This window comes from Pseudomonas kairouanensis, from assembly GCF_004682055.1.
Classification (GTDB): domain Bacteria; phylum Pseudomonadota; class Gammaproteobacteria; order Pseudomonadales; family Pseudomonadaceae; genus Aquipseudomonas; species Aquipseudomonas kairouanensis.
The window spans coordinates 1-20,903 of sequence record NZ_QUZU01000051.1 but is presented as its reverse complement, the minus strand read 5'-3'; the positions used below and the strand labels follow the sequence as shown (position 1 = coordinate 20,903).

Sequence of the window (20,903 nt, the reverse complement as noted above, 5' to 3'; positions counted from 1 at the left end):
TCGAATACGGGTACACACATGAAGCAATATCTCGAACTACTGAACGACGTCGTCACCAATGGATTGACCAAGGGCGATCGCACCGGCACCGGCACCAAGGCTGTGTTTGCCCGTCAGTATCGGCATAACTTGGCCGACGGCTTCCCGCTGCTGACCACCAAGAAGCTTCACTTCAAGAGCATCGCCAACGAGCTGATCTGGATGTTGAGCGGCAACACCAACATCAAGTGGCTCAACGAAAACGGCGTGCGTATCTGGGACGAGTGGGCCACCGAAGAAGGTGATCTCGGTCCGGTCTACGGCGAGCAGTGGACCGCCTGGCCGACCAAGGACGGCGGCAAGATCAACCAGATCGACTACATGGTTGAAACGCTGAAGACCAACCCCAACAGCCGCCGCATCCTGTTCCACGGTTGGAACGTCGAGTACCTGCCCGACGAAACCAAGAGCCCCCAGGAAAACGCCCGCAACGGCAAGCAAGCCCTGCCGCCGTGCCACCTGCTGTACCAGGCGTTCGTGCATGACGGGCACCTGTCGATGCAGTTGTATATCCGCAGCTCCGATGTGTTCCTGGGCCTGCCGTACAACACCGCGGCGCTGGCGTTGCTCACCCATATGCTGGCCCAGCAGTGCGACCTGATCCCCCACGAGATCATCGTCACCACTGGCGATACCCATGCGTACAGCAACCATATGGAACAGATCCAGACCCAGCTGGCGCGTACACCGAAGAAGCTGCCGGAGCTGGTGATCAAGCGTAAGCCTGCGTCGATCTATGACTACAAGTTCGAAGACTTTGAAATTGTGGGTTATGACGCTGATCCAAGCATCAAGGCTGACGTGGCCATCTAAAGGCTACTCGGTCAATGTGGGAGGGGGCTTGCTCCCGATAGCGGTGGATCAGCCAAATAGTCAGTGGCTGACACACTGCAATCGGGAGCAAGCCCCCTCCCACATTTTGATTGGGTTACCAAGCTGGGGTCAGTGACCATGGCTCCTGCCCACATGGGACGGCTCCGCCTCACTCGCCACCACACTCCCGCTCACCTCCAGCCGCTGCAAAATCCCGCATTCTGGCCCGCCGCCACAGCGCTGTCGCAAGTCCAGCAACTGTTCCTGCAACACCAACAACCCGTCGATCCGCGCCTTGACGTGCTGGATATGCTCGTCGATCAACGCATTCACGCTTTCGCACTGGTCCTGGGGGCTATCACGTAACCCCAAGAGGCTGCGGATTTCTTCCAGGGTCATGTCCAGGCTGCGGCAATTGCGGATGAAGATCAGCCGCTCGGTGTGCGCCTGGGTGTACACACGGTAGTTGGCCTCGGTGCGTGCCGGGGGTGGCAGCAGGCCTTCCTTTTCGTAATACCGGATGGTTTCCACCTGGCAGTCGGTCAGTTTCGCCAGTTCGCCGATCTTCATTGCAGCAATCTCCAAATGGGTGCTTGACCCTATAGTGGCTACAGGGTCTTTACTTGGCAACAGGCACCTTACGGACGCGACCTGATGAGCGACTCCCTGCAAAAACTTACCCCTGTGCATAACCACGGTCATGGCGGCTCTTGCTGTTCGGGCACGCCAGCGCCTGCGCGGGTGCAACTGAGCCAAGCGCCCACTGCCGGCTCGCGCCTGAGCACGTTCCGCATCGAAGCCATGGACTGCCCCACCGAACAAACCCTGATCCAGAACAAACTGGGCAAGCTTGCTGGCGTGCAGCAGCTGGAATTCAACCTGATCAACCGCATCCTCGGCGTCACCCACGACCTACCAAACACCGCGCCGATCATCGCGGCCATCAAGTCCATCGGCATGCAGGCCGACCCCATTGAAGACGGCACTACGCCTGCCGCGCCACCTGCCAAGAAGCATTGGTGGCCGCTGGCGGTGTCCGGCGTGGGTGCACTGGGTGCCGAGGTGTTGCACTTCACCAGCGCCGCGCCGACCTGGGTGATTGCGTTGGTGGCACTGGTGTCGATCCTCAGCGGCGGCCTCACCACCTATAAAAAGGGCTGGATCGCCCTGAAAAACCTCAACCTGAACATCAACGCCTTGATGAGCATTGCGGTAACCGGTGCCGTGTTGATTGGCCAGTGGCCAGAAGCGGCGATGGTGATGTTCCTGTTCACCGTGGCCGAACTGATCGAAGCCAAGTCCCTGGACCGCGCACGCAACGCCATCAGCGGTTTGATGCAGATGACGCCGGAGCAGGCCACTGTTCAGCAGGCTGATGGTTCTTGGGCGGAGCAAGAGGTTAAAAGTATCGATCTGGGCGCTATTGTGCGGGTAAAACCTGGCGAGCGTATCGGCCTGGATGGTGAAGTCACCGTCGGTCAATCAACCATCGACCAGGCGCCGATCACCGGAGAAAGCCTGCCGATTGAAAAAACCGTGGGCGATAAAGTCTTCGCCGGCACCATCAACCAGGCAGGTTCCCTGGAATACAAAGTCACCGCAGCCGCCGATAACTCCACCCTGGCGCGCATCATCCACGCGGTGGAACAGGCCCAGGGCGCGCGGGCACCCACTCAGCGTTTTGTCGACAGCTTCTCGAAAATCTACACCCCGGCTGTGTTCCTGTTTGCCCTTGGCGTGGCGGTGATCCCGCCGCTGTTCATGGCCGGTGCCTGGTTCGACTGGATCTACCGCGCGCTGGTGCTGCTGGTAGTGGCCTGCCCGTGCGCATTGGTGATCTCCACCCCGGTGACCATCGTCAGCGGCCTGGCGGCGGCGGCACGCAAAGGCATCCTGATCAAGGGCGGCGTGTACCTGGAGGGCGGTTACAAGCTCGACTACCTGGCCTTGGACAAGACCGGCACCCTCACCCATGGCAAACCGGTGCAAACCGATTACCTGGCGTTGTTCCCCACCGTCGAAGACCGCGCCCCGGCCCTGGCCGCCAGTTTGGCCGGGCGCTCCGATCACCCGGTGTCCCTGGCCATCGCCAAGGCAGCTGTGGATAAAAACCTGTCCGCCCACGTTGTGGATAACTTTGAAGCACTCGCCGGTCGTGGCGTGCGCGGCGATATCAACGGGGAAACCTATTACTTGGGCAACCATCGGCTGGTGGAAGACCTGGGCCTGTGTTCGCCTGCGCTTGAAGAAAAACTCTTCGCCCTGGAAAAACAAGGCAAGTCTGTGGTGCTGCTACTCGACAAATCCGGCCCCCTGGCCCTGTTCGCCGTGGCCGACACCGTCAAGGACAGCAGCCGCGAAGCCATACAGCAACTGCACGCACTGGGCATCAAGACCTTGATGCTCACCGGCGACAACACCCACACCGCCCAGGCAATTGCGAGTCAAGTTGGCATCGATCAGGCCCAGGGCGACCTGTTGCCCACCGACAAGCTGCAAGCCATCGAAACCCTCTACGGCCAAGGCCATCGCGTGGGCATGGTGGGTGATGGCATCAACGACGCCCCGGCCCTGGCCCGCGCCGAGATTGGTTTTGCCATGGCCGCCGCCGGCACCGATACCGCCATCGAAACCGCCGACGTGGCGCTGATGGACGACGATTTGCGCAAGATCCCGGCATTCATTCGGCTGTCGCGGCAAACGTCGAGTATCCTCAGGCAGAACATCGCCCTGGCGCTGGTGATCAAGGCGATCTTCCTGGTGGTCACCTTCCTGGGCCTGGCCACCATGTGGATGGCGGTGTTCGCCGACATGGGCGTGGCCCTGCTGGTGGTGTTCAATGGTCTGCGCCTGTTGCGCAAATAGACGATGAGAGGGTGGTGTGCTGAGTGCCGAGCTAAAGGCTTTTTTCATGGTCGCCCGCCTGGGCAGCATTACCCAGGCGGCGAAAAAACTCGGCCTCAGCCAGCCCACCGTCACCACGCAGATTCGCAACCTCGAAAGCCAATATGGCGTTGAGCTGTTCTACCGTGGCGGCCGCCGCCTCACCGTCAGCGACGAGGGTGCGCGGTTGCTGCCGATGGTCAAGGCGTTGTTGCAGCAGGAAGCGGATATCGAGTTTTTCCTGCGTAACAACGGCCAGGTCCAGGGCGCATTGAGGATTGCCGCAACGGCGCCGTATTACATCCTCGATCTGGTCAAAGCCTTTCGCGAGCGCCTGCCCCACGTCGAGGTGTCGGTGGAAATCGGCAACTCCCAGCAAGTGCTCGAAGCGTTGGATGATTACCGCGTGGATGTCGCCGCCTCATCGCAACTGCTGGAGGACCCGCGCTTGATCCGCCGCGTGCTCGGCACCGACCCGCTGGTGCTGGCGGTGCACCGCAACCATCCCCTGGCCAAGCTTGACCATGTGCCCCTCAGCGCGCTGGCCGGGCACACCCTGTTAATGCGCGAAGCGGGCTCGACCACGCGGCGGCTGACAGAAGATATGCTGCAAGGCGCCCATGTGAGCTACGGGCCGTTGCTGGAAATCGGCAGCCGCGAGTCGATCCGCGAGGCGGTGCTGCGCAATATCGGCATCAGCATCATTGCGCGCCAGGAGGTGCCTCATGACCCGCAATTGCGGGTGCTGACCCTCGAGAATGCGCCGCAGATTCCGGAGTATCTGTACTGCCTGAAGGAGAGGAAGGGCGCGCGGCTGCCGGCGGCTTTTCTGGGGCTGGCACAAGAGATGTCCCCCCTGTAGGAGCGAGCTTGCTCGCGAAAATCGTCAACGATAACGCGGTCATCCTGAATCTGCGCCGCGTCCTCAGGTATTTCGCGAGCAAGCTCGCTCCTACAAAAAAACACCAATACCACTATCACTGCCTTTTGCCTTCCTGCCACATGAGCGACGCATTCGCTCCCTAGCATGGCCCTCATTCGTTTGATGAGGTGCCCTCCATGAACACAGCCCTGACCCAACCCGGCGCGCCCATGAAGGTGCGCAATGTGCAAAAGCGCTTCGGCGCCTTTACGGCGCTGGACAACGTCTCCCTGGACGTCGCCGCCGGTGAACTGGTGTGCCTGCTGGGCCCGTCCGGCTGCGGCAAAACCACCTTGCTGCGCTGCATCGCCGGGCTTGAGCGCCAGGACAGCGGTGAGCTTTACCTGGGAGGTCGTGACGTTTCCCTGCTGCCACCCCAGGCGCGGGACTACGGCATTCTGTTCCAGTCCTACGCGTTGTTTCCCAACCTCACCGTGGAAGCCAATATCGGCTACGGGCTCACCGGCAGTGGTCGCGATGAAGCGCGCAAGCGCGTCGGCCAGATGCTGGAACTGGTGGGCCTGCTGGGCAGCGAAAAGAAATACCCCGGCCAACTCTCCGGCGGCCAGCAGCAACGCGTGGCCCTGGCCCGTGCGCTGGCGCCGGCGCCTTCGTTACTGCTGCTGGATGAACCGATGTCGGCCCTGGACGCCCGCGTGCGCGAGCATTTGTGCACTGAGCTGCGCCAACTGCAACGTCAACTGGGCATCACCACCTTGATGGTCACCCACAACCAGGACGAAGCCATGTTGATGGCCGACCGCATTGCCGTGATGAACAACGGCAAGGTCGAGCAATACGCCACCCCCCAAGAAATTTACGACCGCCCGGCCACGCCGTTCGTGGCGGAGTTTGTCGGCCAGGGCAACTGGCTGCCGTTCAGCCGCAACAGCGCCAGCTACGCCCAGGTCGGCGGGATGAACCTGCGCCTGGCCGATGATGCCGGTGTGGCCAGGTCCGGGCGCCTGTTCTGCCGCCCGGAAGCCATCAACGTCAACCCTGGGGTGCATGAAGAAAACCTGTTCCCGGCCAAAGTGCGTGAGATCACCTTTCTCGGCAACCGCTGCCGCATGAGCTTTGAGCTGGAACAACTGCCCGGCCATGCGCTGCTGGCCGAGCTGGCCCCGGAAGCCATGCCACGCCTGGGCGCCCAGGATATCTGGGTTGCCTTGCCGCCGCGCAGCCTGCAGGTGTTTGCCTGAGATGGCCGCTGTCATAACGTTGCCGCGTCAGGTCTCCCGCGCTGAAACCGGTGATCGAATCTTTGTCGTCGGCGGAAAGCTGGTGTGGCTGGCGCTGCTGTGCGTCGCAGTACTGATGCCGTTGCTGGCGATCTTCTGGCGCGGTTTCAGCAGCGAAGCCGGGCAGGGCGGTGGTCTCGTTGCCGCGCGTGAGTTGGTGACCAGCGCCAACTTCCACTGGCTGTTGGGCAATAGCCTGAAGGTTTCACTCAGCGTGGCAGCCATCGTCGTACCCCTGGCCTACCTGTTTGCCTACGCCCTGCAACGCACGTTGATTCCGGGCAAGGCGATCTGGCGAGGCATGTCGCTGCTGCCCTTGATGGCACCGTCAATGTTGCCGGGCATTGCGCTGGTGTACTGGTTCGGCAACCAGGGCCTGTTGCGCGGGTTGCTCTCGGACAATATCTACGGCTTCTGGGGCATTGTGCTGGGTGAGGTGATCTACACCTTCCCACATGCCTTGATGATCCTGCTGTCGGCGCTGTCCCTGGCGGATGCGCGGCTGTTCGATGCCGCTTCCAGCATGGGCGCCAGCCCGGCCCGGGCGTTTCGCAGCGTCACCTGGCCGGCCACGCGCCAGGCGGTGTTCGCGGCGTTCTGTCTGGTGTTCACCCTGACCATCACCGACTTTGGCGTGCCGGTTGTCGTGGGGGGCGATTATCAGGTGCTGGCGCTGGAGGCCTACAAAGCGGTGGTCGGCCAACAACAGTTCGGTCGCGGCGCCTTGATCGGCATGGTGTTGCTGCTGCCCGCACTGTTCAGTTTTGCTGTGGATGCCTGGCTGCGTCGTCGCCATGGTGATTCCATGAGCGGTCGCGCCCAGGTGTTCCAACCCGTGCCTTCGCGGTTGAGGGACGGCTGCTACCTGGCCATCGTGCTGACGATTTGCGCCGTATTGCTGCTGGTATTCGGCATGGCGGTGTACTCCTCGCTGGTCAAATTCTGGCCGTACAACCTCTCGCTCTCGCTGAGCCACTACCAGTTTGAAGACACCGCTGGCGGCGGCTGGCTGGCCTATCGCAACAGCCTGACCCTGGCCTTGTGCACGGCGTTGATCGGCAGCGTGCTGATCTTCACCGGCGCCTACCTGATGGAAAAGACCAAGGGCCAGAAAACGCTCAACCTCGCGTTGCGCTTGCTCAGCTTCGTGCCGATGGCGGTGCCCGGCCTGGTGCTGGGCCTGGGCTACGTGTTCTTTTTCAACCTCAGTGGCAACCCGCTGCACGTGCTCTACGGGACCATGACCCTGCTGGTGGTGTGCACCATTGCGCACTATCTGACCACCGCACAGATGACCGCCACCACGGCGCTGCGTCAGCTCGACGCCGAGTTCGAAGCCGCCGCGCTGTCCCTCAAGGCGCCGCTGTACCGCCACTTTCTGAAAGTGACCGTGCCGATCTGCCTACCGGCCTTGCTGGACATCGTGCGCTACCTGTTCGTGTCGGCGATGACCACCGTGTCTGCCGCGATCTTCCTCTACAGCCCCGACACCATCCTCGCCGCCGTCGCCGTGTTGAACATGGACGATGCCGGCAACGTGGGCGGTGCGGCGGCCATGTCCACCCTGATCCTGTTCACCTCGGCCGGCGTTTCGCTGCTGCTGGCGTGGGCCTCACGCGGCGCACTGCGTCGCTCCCAAGCCTGGCGCCAGAGCGCGCCGGGCCAATAACCCCCAGAGGAGGTATTCCATGTTCAAGCCCCTGGCGCTGGTCGCTGCCGTACTGTCTGCATTCAGCCTGAATGCCTTCGCCAAGACCGACCTCACCGTGTACACGGCCCTGGAAGCCGAGCAGTTGAAGAGCTACAAGCAGGCCTTCGAAAAGGCCAACCCAGACATCGAGATCAAGTGGGTGCGTGATTCCACCGGCATCATCACCGCCAAGCTGTTGGCCGAGAAAGACCGCCCGCAAGCCGACGCGGTCTGGGGCCTGGCCGCGTCCAGCCTGGCGATTCTCGACCAGCAGGGCATGCTGGATAACTACGCACCCAACGACCTGGACAAGATCGGCAAAAACTACCGTGACCCTGCCAACCCACCGGCCTGGGTCGGCATGGACATCTGGGCCGCCACTATTTGCTTCAACACCGTCGAAGCCGAAAAGCAGGGCCTGACCAAGCCGGTGAGTTGGCAAGACCTCACCAAGCCTGAGTACAAGGGCAAGATCGTGATGCCCAACCCGGCCTCGTCCGGCACCGGTTTCCTGGATGTGAGCGCCTGGTTGCAAACCTACGGCGAGAAACAGGGCTGGCAGTACATGGACGACCTGCACCAGAACATCGGCCAGTACGTTCACTCCGGCTCCAAGCCTTGCAAGTTGGCGGCCTCGGGTGAGTTCCCGATCGGGATTTCCTTTGAGTACCCGGCCGTGCAGTTGAAACGCCAGGGCGCGCCGCTGGACATCATCCTGCCCAAGGAAGGCCTGGGCTGGGACATTGAAGCCACGGCGGTGATGAAGGGCACGGCCCATGCCGAGGCGGCGAAGAAACTCGCCGATTTCTCGGCAAGCGCCGCTGCGATGGATTTGTACAAAGACAACTTTGCCGTGCTCGCCCAGCCGGGTATCGCCAAGCCGCAGACCGAATTGCCAGCAGATTATGAGCAGCGGTTGATCAAGAACGACTTTGCGTGGGCGTCGAAGAATCGCGACAGCATTCTGACTGAGTGGCGTAAGCGCTATGACGGTAAGTCGGAGAAGGTGGCGGGTCAGTAAGGTTTTCGTTAGGGCAGATGGCCTCTTCGCGAGCAAGCCCGCTCCCACATTTTGATTTGTGAACACATTCAAATGTGGGAGCGGGCTTGCTCGCGAAGGCGGCCTTGAATTCAGGACATCACTCCATGACACACCAAACCGACCTGCTAATTGTCGGCGCCGGCATCCTCGGCCTATCGCACGCCTACGCCGCCGCCAAGCGCGGCCTCAAGGTCAAGGTGTTCGAACGCAGCGCCACGCCCCTGGGCGCCTCGGTGCGCAACTTCGGCCAAGCCCTGGTCACCGGCCAACCGCCGGGCCCCATGCTCGACCTTGCGCGAGAAAGCCGCGACATCTGGGGCCATTGGGCCCAGGTCGCTGGCCTGCAACTCAAGCGCAACGGCGCCTACTTGTTCGCCCGCACCGAGGCCGAAGAGCACCTGCTGGAAGCCTTCTGCGCCGGTCGCGCCAAGGAGCACGGTTATAACGTCGAACTGCTGCAAGGGGCGGCGTTGAGGGATTTGTACGGCGGCCAGTTCCGCCATCACCGCGCCGCGCTGCATGGTCGCGACGATCAGCAACTGTATTCGCGTGAAGCGATCCCGGCGCTGATCAACTACCTTCGCAATGAACTGAAGGTGCAGTTCCACTTCTCCACCCTGGTGCGCGATGTAGAGCCAGGCCTGCTGCACAGCACGGCGGGCAGTTTTCGTGGCGAGCAGATCATTGTGTGTTCCGGCCACGACTACCAAACCTTGCTGGCAGGCGCCATGGCCGAACTCAACCCGAGCATCTGCCGCCTGCAAATGCTGCGCGCTCGCCCGGCGATCAATCTGAACCTGCAACACGCCTTGCTCACTGGTTTGAGTTGCGTGCACTACGGCGCCTTTGCCGACCTGCCCGAGGCCGCCGCCGTGAAGGCGCAAATCCTGCGTGAGGCACCGCACCTGCAGGAGCACGGCATCCATCTGTTGATCAGCCCGACGCCCCATGGCGAGCTGATCATCGGTGACTCACACGATTACGGCAGCGACGCTTCACCGTTCAATGCCGAGCAAGTGGATGACTGGATGATCGAACTGGCCGAGCAGACCCTGGGCTGCAAGGTCCAGGTGGTGGAGCGCTGGCAGGGCGTGTATGGCTCCCGTGGGCCGGGGCCGTTTTCATACCTGCGGGCAGCGCCCGGCGTGAGTGCGGCGTTGATGCACACCGGCGTGGGCATGAGCGTCGGGCCGGCGCTGGCCGAGGGCAATATCCGCGCATTGTGGGGCGCCGCGAGATGAGCCCGGAACAGGCGATTGCCGAGGTGTTCGGCTTGTACGAGCAACACGGCACGGCAGACTACATCGGCGAGCCGGTGTCGCAGATCGAGCATATGTCCCAGGCCGCGCAACGGGCGATGGCTGAAGGCTTTGATGATGAAGTGGTGTTAGCGGCGTTCTTCCACGATATCGGCCACCTCTGCGGCCTGGGTGGCGAGAACATGGGCGGTTTTGGCGTGGTCAGCCATGAGCGGTTGGGGGCCGACTTTCTGCGCCGCGCAGGGTTTGGCGAGCGCTTGGCCAAGCTGGTGGAGTATCACGTCCAGGCCAAGCGCTACCTGACCTTCAGCCAGCCGGGCTACTACGCCAGGTTGAGCGAAGCCAGCCGCCGCACCCTGGCGTATCAGGGCGGGGTGATGAGTGCTGAGCAAGCGCACGCGTTTGAACAAGACCCGCTGTGCGCCGTGAGTTTGCGCCTGCGCCATTGGGATGAGCAGGCCAAGGAACTGAACGTGCCGCTGCTCGACCTTGAAGTGCTCAAGGCCAAGGCCCGGCAGGTGCTGGTGGGTTAGGTTTCGTCCAGGCGTTGGGCCAAGGCTTCGACCTGCTCCTGACGCTCGGCCTGGCTGAGCTTGGCGTGGGGGTTGAGGGACGACCACTGCGGGTGGGCCCGAGCCTTGTGCAGCGCTTGCGGGAGTTTGCCTTCGCGCCAGGTTTTGTCCTGGGGCGTGTCGACCTTGATACTGTGCATCGCCGCATGGCCGCGCAGGTTCAGGGCCTTGAGCAACTGGCGCTGGCGCAGGGCGAGCAGGCGCAGCACGCTGTCGTCCACGGTCAGTTCGCGTTGGCCCTTGATCTTGCCCAGCAGGCGGCTGCCATAGCTGCGGGCGGTTTGCAGGGCGCCTCCAGCAATTGCACCGGCCAGGGCGGCAGCGCCTAACGTCAAGCCGCCGACCAAGAGGTCTACACCGGCACCGGCTGCCGCGCCTGCAGCGATGCCGCCGCCGACGCGCACACCCAGTTGCTTGAGGGTCTCGGGGTTGAACAGGTCATCGCCCCAGCGCCCGTCCAGCAACGGCAAGTCGCTGGCGGCGGCATCTTGGGGGCGAAAGCCGAACAGTTTGAGCAGCGCTTCCACGCACTTTTGTTCGCGCTGGCGGATGGCCTTGCGCAGCTCGTCAATGGCGTGGGGTTCATCTTCTGTCACCACACTGCGACGGCATGCAGCGCAGTCGATCAACAACTCGGCAATCAAGCGCGCGGCACTTTGCTGGCGGGCCTGGCGCTGGGCTTCTTGATCCAGAATCAAGCGCTGCAACTGCGGTCGAGCGTTTTCCAGCAGCAGGGCGAGGCTTTCGTACAGGCGTCGCTCGCCATCTTCGAGGGGCGCCACGCTGTCGAAGCGTACCAGCGCATGCAGGCCCAGGCGCGCGAGGGCTTCACGCCAGTCCGGCTCACGGTGGTCACTGCTGCTGACAAAGTTGAGCACCGGCAACAGCGGTTTGCCGCAACTGGCCAGCACTTGCAGTTCGTCGCGGTACTTGGCCAGCACTGGCTCGCGGGCGTCGATCACATACAGGCCCGCATCCGAAGCCAGCAGTTGGCGCAGCACCTTGGCTTCCTGCTCGAAGCGTTGACGGGCTTCGCTGCCTTCGAGAAAGCGCGCCAGGCGGGCCGGGCCGTCGAGGCGTTCGCCGGGGCGGTCCAGGCGCTCCAGGTAATCGAGTAGGGCGATGGCGTCTTCCAGGCCAGGGGTATCGTACAACTCCAGCAAGGCTTCGCCATCAACTGACAGCCGCGCACCTTCCACATGCCGTGTGGTGCTGGGGCGATGGGAAACCTCGCCGAAGCCGACGTCACGGGTCAGGGTGCGCAGCAATGAGGTCTTGCCGACATTGGTATGGCCGACCACGGCGAGTTTCAGCGGTTTAGTCATGGCCCGTCTCCAACCAGTTCAGCGGCGCGCAGTCGGCGAAGGGCAACTCCAGCTGTTGCAGGGAGGCGTGCCAGTCCCCCAGGCGTTCGGCGTCCAGCGCCTGGCCCGGCGGGGCTTGCAGCAACCATACGCGGGTTTCGCTGGCGTTGCGGGCCAGTTCGGCGATGAGCGCCAGGCTGCCGCGATCCGGCGAGCGACGCGGGTCGCAGGCGATAAGCAGGCGTGCGGGCGGGAAGCGCGTGAGTTGCTCCAGCAGTTTGTTGCGCGACTCGCGACTGTCGAGGATGCCTGCGTTCTTGACGCTGGCGGGAAGCTTGGGTGGCCAGGGGTGCTGGTCGTCCAGTTCGATGGCCACCAGCAAGGCGCCGTTAGTTTGCAGTTCGCTGGCGCCGCCGCTGACGTGGTGCAATTGTTCAGGTGCGGCATCGTTGACGCCAAGGCGTTCGCTGCTGGGCATCAGACGCTCGCGCAGCAGGTTGTAGCCGGGCAGGTTGAGGTCCAGGCTCAGGGCCGCGCGCCCGCGTTTCCAGCGCCACAGACACAGCAGCGCGAGGGTCGCGCGTGGCAGCAGGCCGTACACCAGCAAGACGCCCACCAGCCACGCCGCCCAGGCCTGGCGGGCGCTTTCGATATTCAGGGCTGAATCGCCGCTGGCGCGGATCATCTCGACGGTGGGCACGTTGAAGCCCAGCAGGGCGGGCAGGGTGCCCAACGCTTGGGTCACGGCCACAAAGGTGTCGGCGCCGAGAATAGTGGTTTCCCACACAAAGCCGTAGCGGCGGGTGGCGAGCAGCATCAGCAGGATCACCAGGGCGCTGAGCAGCGCCAACAACCACAGGCCGTTGACCAGCACACCGACAGCCCAGCGATTGAGCTTTTGGCGCTGCAACAACAGCAATAAGGCCGGAGCCAATTGCGCGGCCTTGGCGTCACGGGCCAATTTTTCGCTGAGCCACAACCACAGGCGTCCGAGGCTGGCGCTGTGTTCTCCCGCAAACAGCAGGCCGAGTGCCCAACTGATCAACAGGATCAGGTTCAACCCGAGCAGGCTGCCCAATGCCCAGAACACATTCACCGGCGCCAGCCCATTACCCAGCGCGGCAAAGGCCAGGCCCGCACCGCTGACCACGGCGACGATCGCCAGCAGTACCAGCGCCAGCCGCGCACCTTGCAGCCAGCGGGTGAGGGCGGTGGTCAGGCCATCACGCTCGGCCAGGTGCAAGGCGCGTTGTTGAATGCGTGTTGGCAAGTCACCACCGGCCGCGCGGGCCAGGCGGTTGGCTTCCTGGTCTTCCAGGGCGCCTGCGTGTTCTTCACGCAGGCGCACGGTTTCTGTCAGCCAGAGTCTGTGCAGAGGAGTCACGCGCTGTCCTGTTGTGTGAGTGAGCCTGGAGCATAACCCCAGGCTCGTTGCTCTGGTATTCTCGTCGCCATGAAAAAAACTCTCCCTTTAAGCCTGATCGCAGCCCTCGGTGAAAACCGCGTGATCGGCGTCGACAACAGCATGCCCTGGCATTTGCCGGGGGATTTCAAATATTTCAAGGCCACCACCCTGGGCAAGCCGATCATCATGGGGCGCAAGACCTGGGACTCCCTGGGCCGACCGTTGCCGGGGCGCTTGAACCTGGTGGTCAGCCGTCAGACCGATCTGGTGCTTGAAGGTGCGGAAGTTTTTCCGTCGCTTGATGCCGCAGTGGCGCGCGCCGAAGAATGGGCGCTGGCCCAGGGCGTGGATGAGCTGATGCTGATCGGCGGGGCGCAGCTGTATGCCCAGGGGCTGGAGCAGGCGGATCGCCTGTATTTGACGCGGGTGGCGTTGAGCCCGGAGGGCGATGCGTGGTTTCCGGAGTTTGATTTGAAGCAGTGGAAGCTGGTGTCGAATGTTGAGAACCCGGCGCAGGGTGATAAGCCGGCGTACAACTTCGAAGTCTGGGAACGCAACTGATTGTAGGAGCGAGCTTGCTCGCGAAAAACCTGAGGGCGCCGCGTTCATTCAGCATGCCCGCGTCATCGTTGAGGTTCTTCGCGAGCAAGCTCGCTCCTACAGTTGATTCGGCTTCAGGCCTGCGCTAACTCAGCATGCTCATCGGCCTCAAGCAACGCCTTATCCGTTTGCCCCATGATCTGGCTGGTAATCGCGCCCGCCGTCATCGAGCCGTTCACGTTCAACGCCGTACGGCCCATGTCGATCAGCGGCTCCACCGAAATCAGCAGCGCCACCAGTGACACCGGCAAGCCCATCGCTGGCAACACGATCAGCGCAGCAAAGGTCGCTCCGCCGCCCACGCCGGCAACGCCTGCCGAACTCAAGGTCACAATCGCCACCAGCGTGGCGATCCACAGCGGGTCCAGCGGGTTGATGCCCACGGTCGGCGCTACCATCACGGCCAGCATCGCGGGGTAAAGCCCGGCGCAACCGTTCTGGCCGATGGTCGCGCCAAACGAGGCGGCAAATCCGGCGATGGATTGCGGGATGCCCAGGCGGCGGGTCTGCGCCTCGATGCTCAGCGGGATTGCCGCCGCGCTGGAGCGGCTGGTGAAGGCAAACGTCAGCACCGGCCACACTTTACGGAAGAAGCGCAGCGGGTTGATGCCAGCCAGGGACAGCAGCAGGCCGTGCACCCCAAACATCAGGCCCAAGGCCAGGTACGACACCAGCACAAAACTGCCCAGCTTGATGATGTCTTGCAGGTTGGAACCGGCGACCACCTTGGTCATCAGCGCCAGCACGCCATACGGGGTCAACTTCATCACCAAACGCACCAGGCGCATCACCCAGGCTTGCAGGGTGTCGATGGCGTTGAGCACTTTCTGGCCTTTTTCCACGTCATCCTTGAGCAGTTGCAGCGCGGCAACCCCAAGGAACGCGGCGAAAATCACCACGCTGATGATCGACGTCGGCTTGGCCCGCGCCATGTCGGCAAATGGGTTGGACGGCACGAACGACAGCAGCAACTGCGGGATATTCAGGTCGGCGACCTTACCTGCGTAATCACTCTGGATCACTTGCAGGCGCGCCATTTCCTGAGTGCCAGCCACCAGGCCTTCGGCGGTGAGGCCGAATAGGTTCGTCAGGCCAATGCCGATCAGCGCCGCAATCGCGGTGGTGAACAGCAGGGTGCCGATGGTCAGGAAGCTGATCTTGCCCAGGGACGCAGCGTTGTGCAGGCGAGCCACGGCGCTGAGGATCGAAGCAAATACCAGCGGGATCACGATCATTTGCAGCAGTTGCACATAACCGTTGCCCACCAGGTCGAACCAACCGATGGAGGCCTTGAGCACCGGGTTGCCGGCGCCGTAGATCGAATGCAGTGCCACACCAAACGCCACGCCCAGTACCAAGGCAAACAACACCTTCTTGGCCAGGCTCCAGTCAGTGCGGCGGGTTTGTGCCAGGCCCAGTAACAGGGCCGCGAACACCAGTAAGTTGAGAATCAGGGGCAGATTCATTGAAGCTCCGTAAGAGGCTGCCAATCGCGTGAGCCTGCGATTGCGAACCGGAAAGCCTAACAGCTTGATATCTAATGAATTAATAACAAGATGGAATGGTGACTGTCGTTTTTGGAATAAGCCGATGGCGCCCAGGCACACGGCATTGGCGCGATCACGACGCAAGCGGTCGTGCTCGGGTGTTTAGCGTCACACAGATTTGTTAGCGTCGATGTCTTTCACTCAGGGAGAAACGCTTATGAAGCTTGCTTCGAGAATGTTTGCCGCAGCGCTGTGCCTGGGCCTTGCTGGCCACGTCATGGCTGCGACCGAGTTGAAACACTGGCCGGCCCCTGCCGCCAAACAGCTGAACGACATGATCGTCGCCAACGCCAACAAGGGTAACTTTGCGGTGTTCGACATGGACAACACCAGCTACCGCTACGACCTCGAAGAATCCCTGCTGCCCTATATGGAAAACAAGGGCCTGATCACCCGCGAAAGCCTCGACCCCTCGCTCAAGCTCATGCCGTTCAAAGACAGCGCCGACCATAAAGAGAGCCTGTTCAGTTACTACTATCGCCTGTGCGAAGTGGACGACATGGTCTGCTACCCGTGGGTCGCCCAGGTGTTTGCAGGCTTCACCCTCAAGGAGCTCAAGGTCCAGGTAGACGAGCTGATGGCCTCCGGCAAACCGGTGCCGGTCAGCTACTTTGAAGGCGATGCGGTGAAAACCTCCGAAGTCCAACCGCCCAAGGTCTTCACCGGCCAGCAGGAGCTGTACAACAAGCTGATGGAAAACGGCATCGAGGTGTACGTGATGACCGCCGCCTCTGAAGAGTTGGTGCGCATGGTCGCGGCTGATCCGAAGTACGGCTACAACGTCAAACCCGAGAACGTCATCGGCGTGACCACCCTGCTCAAAGACCGCACCACCGGCGAGTTGACCACCGCCCGCAAACAGATCGCCGCTGGCAAATATGACGAAAAGGCCAACCTCGGCCTGGAGCTCACCCCCTACCTGTGGACCCCGGCAACCTGGATGGCCGGCAAGCACGCGGCGATCCTCACCTACATCGACGAATGGAAAAAACCGGTGATCGTCGGCGGCGATACGCCCACAAGCGACGGTTACATGCTGTTCCACGATGTGGACGTGGCCAAGGGCGGCGTGCACTTGTGGATCAACCGCAAGGACAAATACATGACCCAACTCAACGGCATGATGGCCAAGCATGCGGCGGCGCAGGCCAAGGAAGGGTTGGCGGTGACGGCGGATAAGAACTGGGTGATTGTGAAGCCGGAGGAGATTCAGTAACACCGAGTCGCCTGCTTTCGCGAGCAAGCCCGCTCCCACATTCGACCGCATTCTCATGTTGAAACGCGGTCAACTGTGGGAGCGGGCTTGCTCGCGAAGACGGCCTCAAAAACACCGCATAACCCACAGCAAAAAATAGATATCAATTGCGAACCAATCTCATCCTCTGCTAGCGTGCACACCTCCTGAACCCCCCGTTCTTCTCAAGGTAGTGCCGTGCTCTCCTGGAATTCGCAGATCGCGCGCCTGTTCGCGGAGCAGAAGAAAGCCCTCGAAGCCTTCGTCACCCGCCGCACCGGCAGCGCCCAAGTGGCGGCCGACCTGACCCAGGAATCGTTCCTGCGCCTGGCGCGTCTCGATTCCGGCGAGAAGATCGACAACCTCCCAGCCTTCCTCTTCACCATCGCCAGCAACCTGGTGCGCGATCATCAGCGCCAGGCCATCCGCCGTGAGCGCCTGGATGCCGGTGAGCCCAGCGAAGAACTGCCGTGCACCAACCCAGGTGCCGACGAACAATTGGCCGCCTACCAGCAGGAACAACTGATGCAGGACGCGATCCTGGCGTTGCCCGAAGCGACTCGGCAGATCTTCCTGCTCTATCATGTCGACGAACTTTCCTACCGCGAGATTGGCGAACGCCTGTCGATCACCCCGCGCAGTGTGGAATACCAATTGCGTCGCGCCTTGATTGAATGCCGCGCCTACATCAAGACGCGGCTCGCCTGCGACACACAAGGACGTCGGTCATGACCGCCACACTCACCGCCGACGCGTTGTTCGAAGAAGCGTCCGCCTGGTATTTCCGCCTGCAGGCCGAGGACGTAACCCCGGCCGAACTGGATGCCTTCGCCGTCTGGCTCGGCCAAGGCCAGGCCCAGGATGACGCTTGGCAGGAAGTGCAGGCGCTGCTCGGCGGCTTGCGTGAACCGGCGCGGGTGGTGCGCCGTGCCGAACAGGCTGCCTGGCGCAAACCGGCACGGCGCTGGGCCTGTGCCGCGGCGGTTTTGCTCGCGGTAGGGCTGACCGTGCAAAACACCCCTTGGCTGGACCGCCTGCGGGCGGACTACGCCACCAGCACCGGCGAGTCGCGTACCGTCGAGTTGGCCGACGGCTCCCAGTTACAACTCAATACCGACAGCGCCATTCAAGTGCGCATGAGCGGTGGTGAGCGTCAGATTCGTCTGCTGCGCGGCGAAGGATTTTTCAGCGTAGCCAAAGACCCGTCACGACCATTCGTGGTGCAGTCCGGTGATGGCTGGGTCAAGGTGGTCGGCACGCAGTTCAGCGTGGCACGGCGTGAGGCGCAGACGCGGGTGCAGGTGGCCCAGGGCAAGGTGCAGGTCAGCGCGGGCAGCGGCGCGCCGGTGTACTTGGAGCCGGGGCTGGCGGTGGAATATCAGGGCCAGCAATTGGCCAATGTGCACGGTTTCGACCCGGCCAGCGGTTTTGCCTGGCGCCAGCGGCAGTTGGTATTCCGCCAGCAGCCGCTGTCGGAAGTGGTCAGCGAGTTGAACCGCTACTGGCCCGGTAAGACACTGGTGCTGGGGGATGCGCTGCGCAATCGCGTGGTGTCCGGCGTGTTTGAAATCGACAAACCCGATGCCGTGATCAAGGCGCTGGAGTACACCCTCAACCTGCATGCCGAGCACTACACCCCGTATTTACTGGTGCTGCGCGAAGGCAAAGCGTCTTGACGGCAACTTTTTCAAAATATTTTCAGGGTTTCTCCGCAAGCCATCGTCCTTGATCACTGAGGCGCAAATAGTAAGCACTCTCAAGTAGTGCGGCGCCGATCACAGACTTTTTGCACTGGGGAGCACCATCCATGGCACACCGATACGCCGCACGGCCTTTGCTGGCACTGGCCATTTCCATGGCCAGCGGCACTGCGCCGCTGTACTTGCAGGCCGCTGAGACCGTTCAGGCCCAGACTTACCGCTTTGATATTCCAGGGCAGAGCCTGGACGGTGCGTTGGCGGCGTTTTCGGCGGTGACGCGGATTCAGGTGCTGGTGTCCGGTGAGCTGACCCAGGGTGTGACATCCCCAGGTGTGCGCGGCAACTTGGGCCAGCGCGAAGCCCTGGGTTTGCTGCTGGGCAGCACAGGCTTGAACGCGGCGTTTATCAATGCCGACACCGTCACCCTGGAAAAGCCTGTGGCCAGCGGCTCGGCGATTGAAGTCGGCGCCACCACCATCAGCGCCGAACGCCTGGGTACTACCACCGAAGGTACAGGCTCCTACACCACCGGCGCGGTGACCCTGGGCAAGGGCGAGCAAAAACTCAAGGACATCCCACAGTCGGTCAGCGTCATGACCCGCAAGCAGATGGATGACCAGAACACCACCAAGCTCTCCGAAGTGGTCAAGCGCACACCAGGCCTCACGGCGACCAAATCCCCCGGCCCCGGCATGTTCATTTTCTCCCGGGGTTTCGAGGTCGGCACCCTGCAATACGACGGCGTGGGCATCCCGCGCAACACCTACACGTTGGGCAGCTACCTCACCGAAAACATGGCGATCTACGACCGCGTCGAAACCCTGCGCGGCCCTGCAGCCTTATTGCAAGGCGCCAACAGCCCCGGCGGCACCATGAACCTGGTGCGCAAACGCGGCCAACAAGCGCCGACGGTGACCATCACCGCCAAGGCTGGCTCGTGGGACCACTACGGCACCCAGGTCGACGCCGGCGGCCCGCTCAACGCCGAAGGCACTTTGCGCGGCCGGTTTGTGGCGGATTACGACACCACCAATTCCTTTGTCGACTACGTGGGCGCCTGGAATCAGACCGTGTATGCGGCGGTGGACTACGACTTCACCCCCGACACCACCGTGGGCATCGGCATCAGTAACCAGAAAGGTCACTCGCGCCCCAACTTTATGTCGTTGCCCCGTTATGCAGACGGCAGTGATATCGGCCTGTCGCGCTCGACCTTTGTGGGTGCCAGTTGGAACCGTAGCGTCAACAACCAGACTCAGGTGTTTGCCGACCTGGAGCATCGCTTCAACGATGACTGGAAGGTGAAGGCCGCATTGGTGGCGATGGACGAACGCAACGACGCGACCTACCAGGCCACGTGGGATACGATCCCCAATGGCGGCGGCACTGTGCGCTACATCGATTGGGTCACCGACTTCAACACCAAGAGCCGTGGCGCGGATGTGTATGTCAACGGCAAGTTCGATGGCCTGGGCTTCCAGCAGGAAATGGTGTTGGGCGCCAACTACTCCAAGCTCACCACCGATGATTTGTGGGCGCGGGCGGCGACGCCGGGCGCGGATATCTTCAACATCGACCACAACCGCCCGCAGCGCGACAAATACCAATTGTTCCAGGACGGTTGGGGGTCCAAGAGCTGGTATGACATTCGTCAGAAAGGCATCTATGGCACCTGGCGCGTGAAAGTGCTGGACCCGCTGACCTTGATCGTCGGCGCACGCACCAGTTGGTATGACTATTCCTATATCGGCCAGGGCGGCACAAGCGGTGTGTACCGCGCCCCTGAAGGCAGCACCACCCAATCCCACGGCAAGGTCACGCCGTACGCGGGCCTGGTGTATGCGCTGAATGAACAATGGTCGGCCTACGCCAGCTACACCGATGCGTTCGAACCACAGACCAACCTGACCACCTCCCTTTCGATCCTCAAACCCATCGAAGGCAAGAACTACGAGCTGGGCCTCAAGGGCGAACTGGCCGACGGCCGCCTCAACGCTTCGTTCGCAGTCTTCCGCTACGACCAGGAAAACCGCGCCGTCCAAGACCTGCAGGGCGACAAGCTGTGTGACGGCTGGTACTGCTCGGTGGCCTCGGGCAAGGTCCGCAGCCAAGGGTTCGAAGCCACATTGGCCGGTGAAGTGCTGACGGGTTTGCAACTGAACGCCAGCTACACCTACAACACCACCAAATTCCTCAAGGACGACACCTACGAAGGCAAAGTCTTCAGCACTTGGACGCCCAAGCATTTGCTCAAAGTCTGGGGTGACTACCAACTGCCGGGGGATTGGCACAAATTCAGCGTCGGTGCTGGTGTGACCGCACAAAGCAGCACCGTGGCCTACGACCGCACGTTCAGCGTGCCGGGCAATGCGCTGTGGGATTCGCGGGTGGCCTACAAGATCAACCAGGAATTCACCGTGGCGGCGAACCTGAACAATATGTTCGACAAGAAGTACTACATCCCGGCGTATAACGCGAACTGGGGCAGTAACTACTACGGTGACCCGCGTAATGTGATGTTCACCATGACCTACACCCCGCAGTTCTAAAGCCTCACACCCAACCCCTGTGGGAGCGGGCTTGTGTGGGAGCGGGCTTGCTCGCGAATGCGGTGTGTCAGGCAGCACTTCTGTAACTGACAGACCGCATTCG

General features: G+C 62.1%; 17 protein-coding genes and 1 pseudogene. 13 read left to right on the top strand and 5 right to left on the bottom strand.

What is annotated here, in order from left to right:
• Positions 1-18 precede the first annotated feature (18 nt).
• Positions 19-852 (top strand): thymidylate synthase, encoded by an 834-nt coding sequence (locus DYL59_RS27165; protein WP_135291916.1) that lies wholly within the window; start codon positions 19-21, stop codon positions 850-852.
• 129 nt (positions 853-981) lie between these two features.
• Here the strand turns inward: DYL59_RS27165 and cadR are convergent, their stop codons facing one another.
• Positions 982-1,422: a Cd(II)/Pb(II)-responsive transcriptional regulator gene (cadR, locus tag DYL59_RS27160; RefSeq protein ID WP_135291915.1), complete on the bottom strand. Its 441-nt coding sequence runs from the start codon at positions 1,420-1,422 to the stop codon at positions 982-984.
• A gap of 84 nt (positions 1,423-1,506) precedes the next feature.
• On the opposite strand from cadR, the gene DYL59_RS27155 reads away from it, so the two are divergent.
• The 7 genes from DYL59_RS27155 to DYL59_RS27125 all read left to right on the top strand — a co-directional run bounded on the left by DYL59_RS27155 (position 1,507) and on the right by DYL59_RS27125 (position 10,422).
• The gene (locus tag DYL59_RS27155) at positions 1,507-3,717 is read left to right on the top strand and encodes a heavy metal translocating P-type ATPase (protein WP_135291914.1); all 2,211 of its coding nucleotides are present in this window, start codon (positions 1,507-1,509) and stop codon (positions 3,715-3,717) included.
• A gap of 16 nt (positions 3,718-3,733) precedes the next feature.
• The gene (locus DYL59_RS27150; protein ID WP_135291913.1) at positions 3,734-4,597 is read left to right on the top strand and encodes a LysR family transcriptional regulator; all 864 of its coding nucleotides are present in this window, start codon (positions 3,734-3,736) and stop codon (positions 4,595-4,597) included.
• A gap of 197 nt (positions 4,598-4,794) precedes the next feature.
• Positions 4,795-5,859: a putative 2-aminoethylphosphonate ABC transporter ATP-binding protein gene (locus tag DYL59_RS27145; RefSeq protein WP_135291912.1), complete on the top strand. Its 1,065-nt coding sequence runs from the start codon at positions 4,795-4,797 to the stop codon at positions 5,857-5,859.
• A gap of 1 nt (position 5,860) precedes the next feature.
• Complete coding sequence (locus DYL59_RS27140) at positions 5,861-7,567, top strand: putative 2-aminoethylphosphonate ABC transporter permease subunit (protein ID WP_135291911.1); 1,707 nt, start codon at positions 5,861-5,863, stop codon at positions 7,565-7,567.
• 19 nt (positions 7,568-7,586) lie between these two features.
• Positions 7,587-8,609 (top strand): putative 2-aminoethylphosphonate ABC transporter substrate-binding protein, encoded by a 1,023-nt coding sequence (locus DYL59_RS27135; RefSeq protein WP_135291910.1) that lies wholly within the window; start codon positions 7,587-7,589, stop codon positions 8,607-8,609.
• Between the two features lie 125 nt (positions 8,610-8,734).
• Positions 8,735-9,871 (top strand): TIGR03364 family FAD-dependent oxidoreductase, encoded by a 1,137-nt coding sequence (locus DYL59_RS27130; protein WP_135291909.1) that lies wholly within the window; start codon positions 8,735-8,737, stop codon positions 9,869-9,871.
• Positions 9,868-10,422 (top strand): phosphonate degradation HD-domain oxygenase, encoded by a 555-nt coding sequence (locus tag DYL59_RS27125; RefSeq protein WP_135291908.1) that lies wholly within the window; start codon positions 9,868-9,870, stop codon positions 10,420-10,422. The genes DYL59_RS27130 and DYL59_RS27125 overlap by 4 nt, the downstream gene beginning before the upstream one ends.
• Here the strand turns inward: DYL59_RS27125 and DYL59_RS27120 are convergent.
• Together DYL59_RS27120 and DYL59_RS27115 are read right to left on the bottom strand one after the other, a co-directional pair.
• A complete protein-coding gene (locus DYL59_RS27120; protein ID WP_135291907.1) occupies positions 10,419-11,786 on the bottom strand; it encodes a DUF3482 domain-containing protein in 1,368 nt (455 codons plus the stop codon). The two genes, DYL59_RS27125 and DYL59_RS27120, sit on opposite strands and share 4 nt — an antisense overlap.
• Positions 11,779-13,149 (bottom strand): DUF2868 domain-containing protein, encoded by a 1,371-nt coding sequence (locus tag DYL59_RS27115; RefSeq protein ID WP_135291906.1) that lies wholly within the window; start codon positions 13,147-13,149, stop codon positions 11,779-11,781. Before DYL59_RS27115 ends, DYL59_RS27120 begins: the two co-directional genes overlap by 8 nt.
• A gap of 69 nt (positions 13,150-13,218) precedes the next feature.
• Between DYL59_RS27115 and DYL59_RS27110 the strand changes: the two genes are divergently transcribed.
• On the top strand, positions 13,219-13,731 hold the full coding sequence (locus DYL59_RS27110) for a dihydrofolate reductase (protein ID WP_135291905.1): 513 nt from the start codon (positions 13,219-13,221) through the stop codon (positions 13,729-13,731).
• On the opposite strand, the pseudogene DYL59_RS31820 reads toward DYL59_RS27110, so the two are convergent.
• A pseudogene (locus DYL59_RS31820) lies at positions 13,721-13,819 on the bottom strand (outer membrane lipoprotein carrier protein LolA); the annotation flags it as partial. The gene DYL59_RS27110 and the pseudogene DYL59_RS31820 sit on opposite strands and share 11 nt — an antisense overlap.
• Positions 13,820-13,844: 25 nt before the next feature.
• Positions 13,845-15,236 (bottom strand): L-cystine transporter, encoded by a 1,392-nt coding sequence (locus DYL59_RS27105; RefSeq protein ID WP_135291904.1) that lies wholly within the window; start codon positions 15,234-15,236, stop codon positions 13,845-13,847.
• Between the two features lie 238 nt (positions 15,237-15,474).
• On the opposite strand from DYL59_RS27105, the gene DYL59_RS27100 reads away from it, so the two are divergent.
• The 4 genes from DYL59_RS27100 (at position 15,475) to DYL59_RS27085 (ending at position 20,800) form a co-directional block, all read left to right on the top strand.
• Positions 15,475-16,533 carry an HAD family hydrolase gene (locus tag DYL59_RS27100; protein ID WP_135291903.1) on the top strand — a complete coding sequence of 353 codons (1,059 nt, stop codon included), beginning with the start codon at positions 15,475-15,477 and terminating at the stop codon, positions 16,531-16,533.
• A 216-nt stretch (positions 16,534-16,749) separates the two neighbouring features.
• Positions 16,750-17,283, top strand: coding sequence for an RNA polymerase sigma factor (locus DYL59_RS27095; RefSeq protein WP_135291902.1), 534 nt, complete (start codon positions 16,750-16,752; stop codon positions 17,281-17,283).
• A complete protein-coding gene (locus tag DYL59_RS27090; protein ID WP_135291901.1) occupies positions 17,280-18,227 on the top strand; it encodes a FecR family protein in 948 nt (315 codons plus the stop codon). The genes DYL59_RS27095 and DYL59_RS27090 overlap by 4 nt, the downstream gene beginning before the upstream one ends.
• Before the next feature lie 131 nt (positions 18,228-18,358).
• Positions 18,359-20,800 carry a TonB-dependent siderophore receptor gene (locus DYL59_RS27085; RefSeq protein ID WP_135291900.1) on the top strand — a complete coding sequence of 814 codons (2,442 nt, stop codon included), beginning with the start codon at positions 18,359-18,361 and terminating at the stop codon, positions 20,798-20,800.
• The last annotated feature ends 103 nt before the right edge of the window (positions 20,801-20,903 follow it).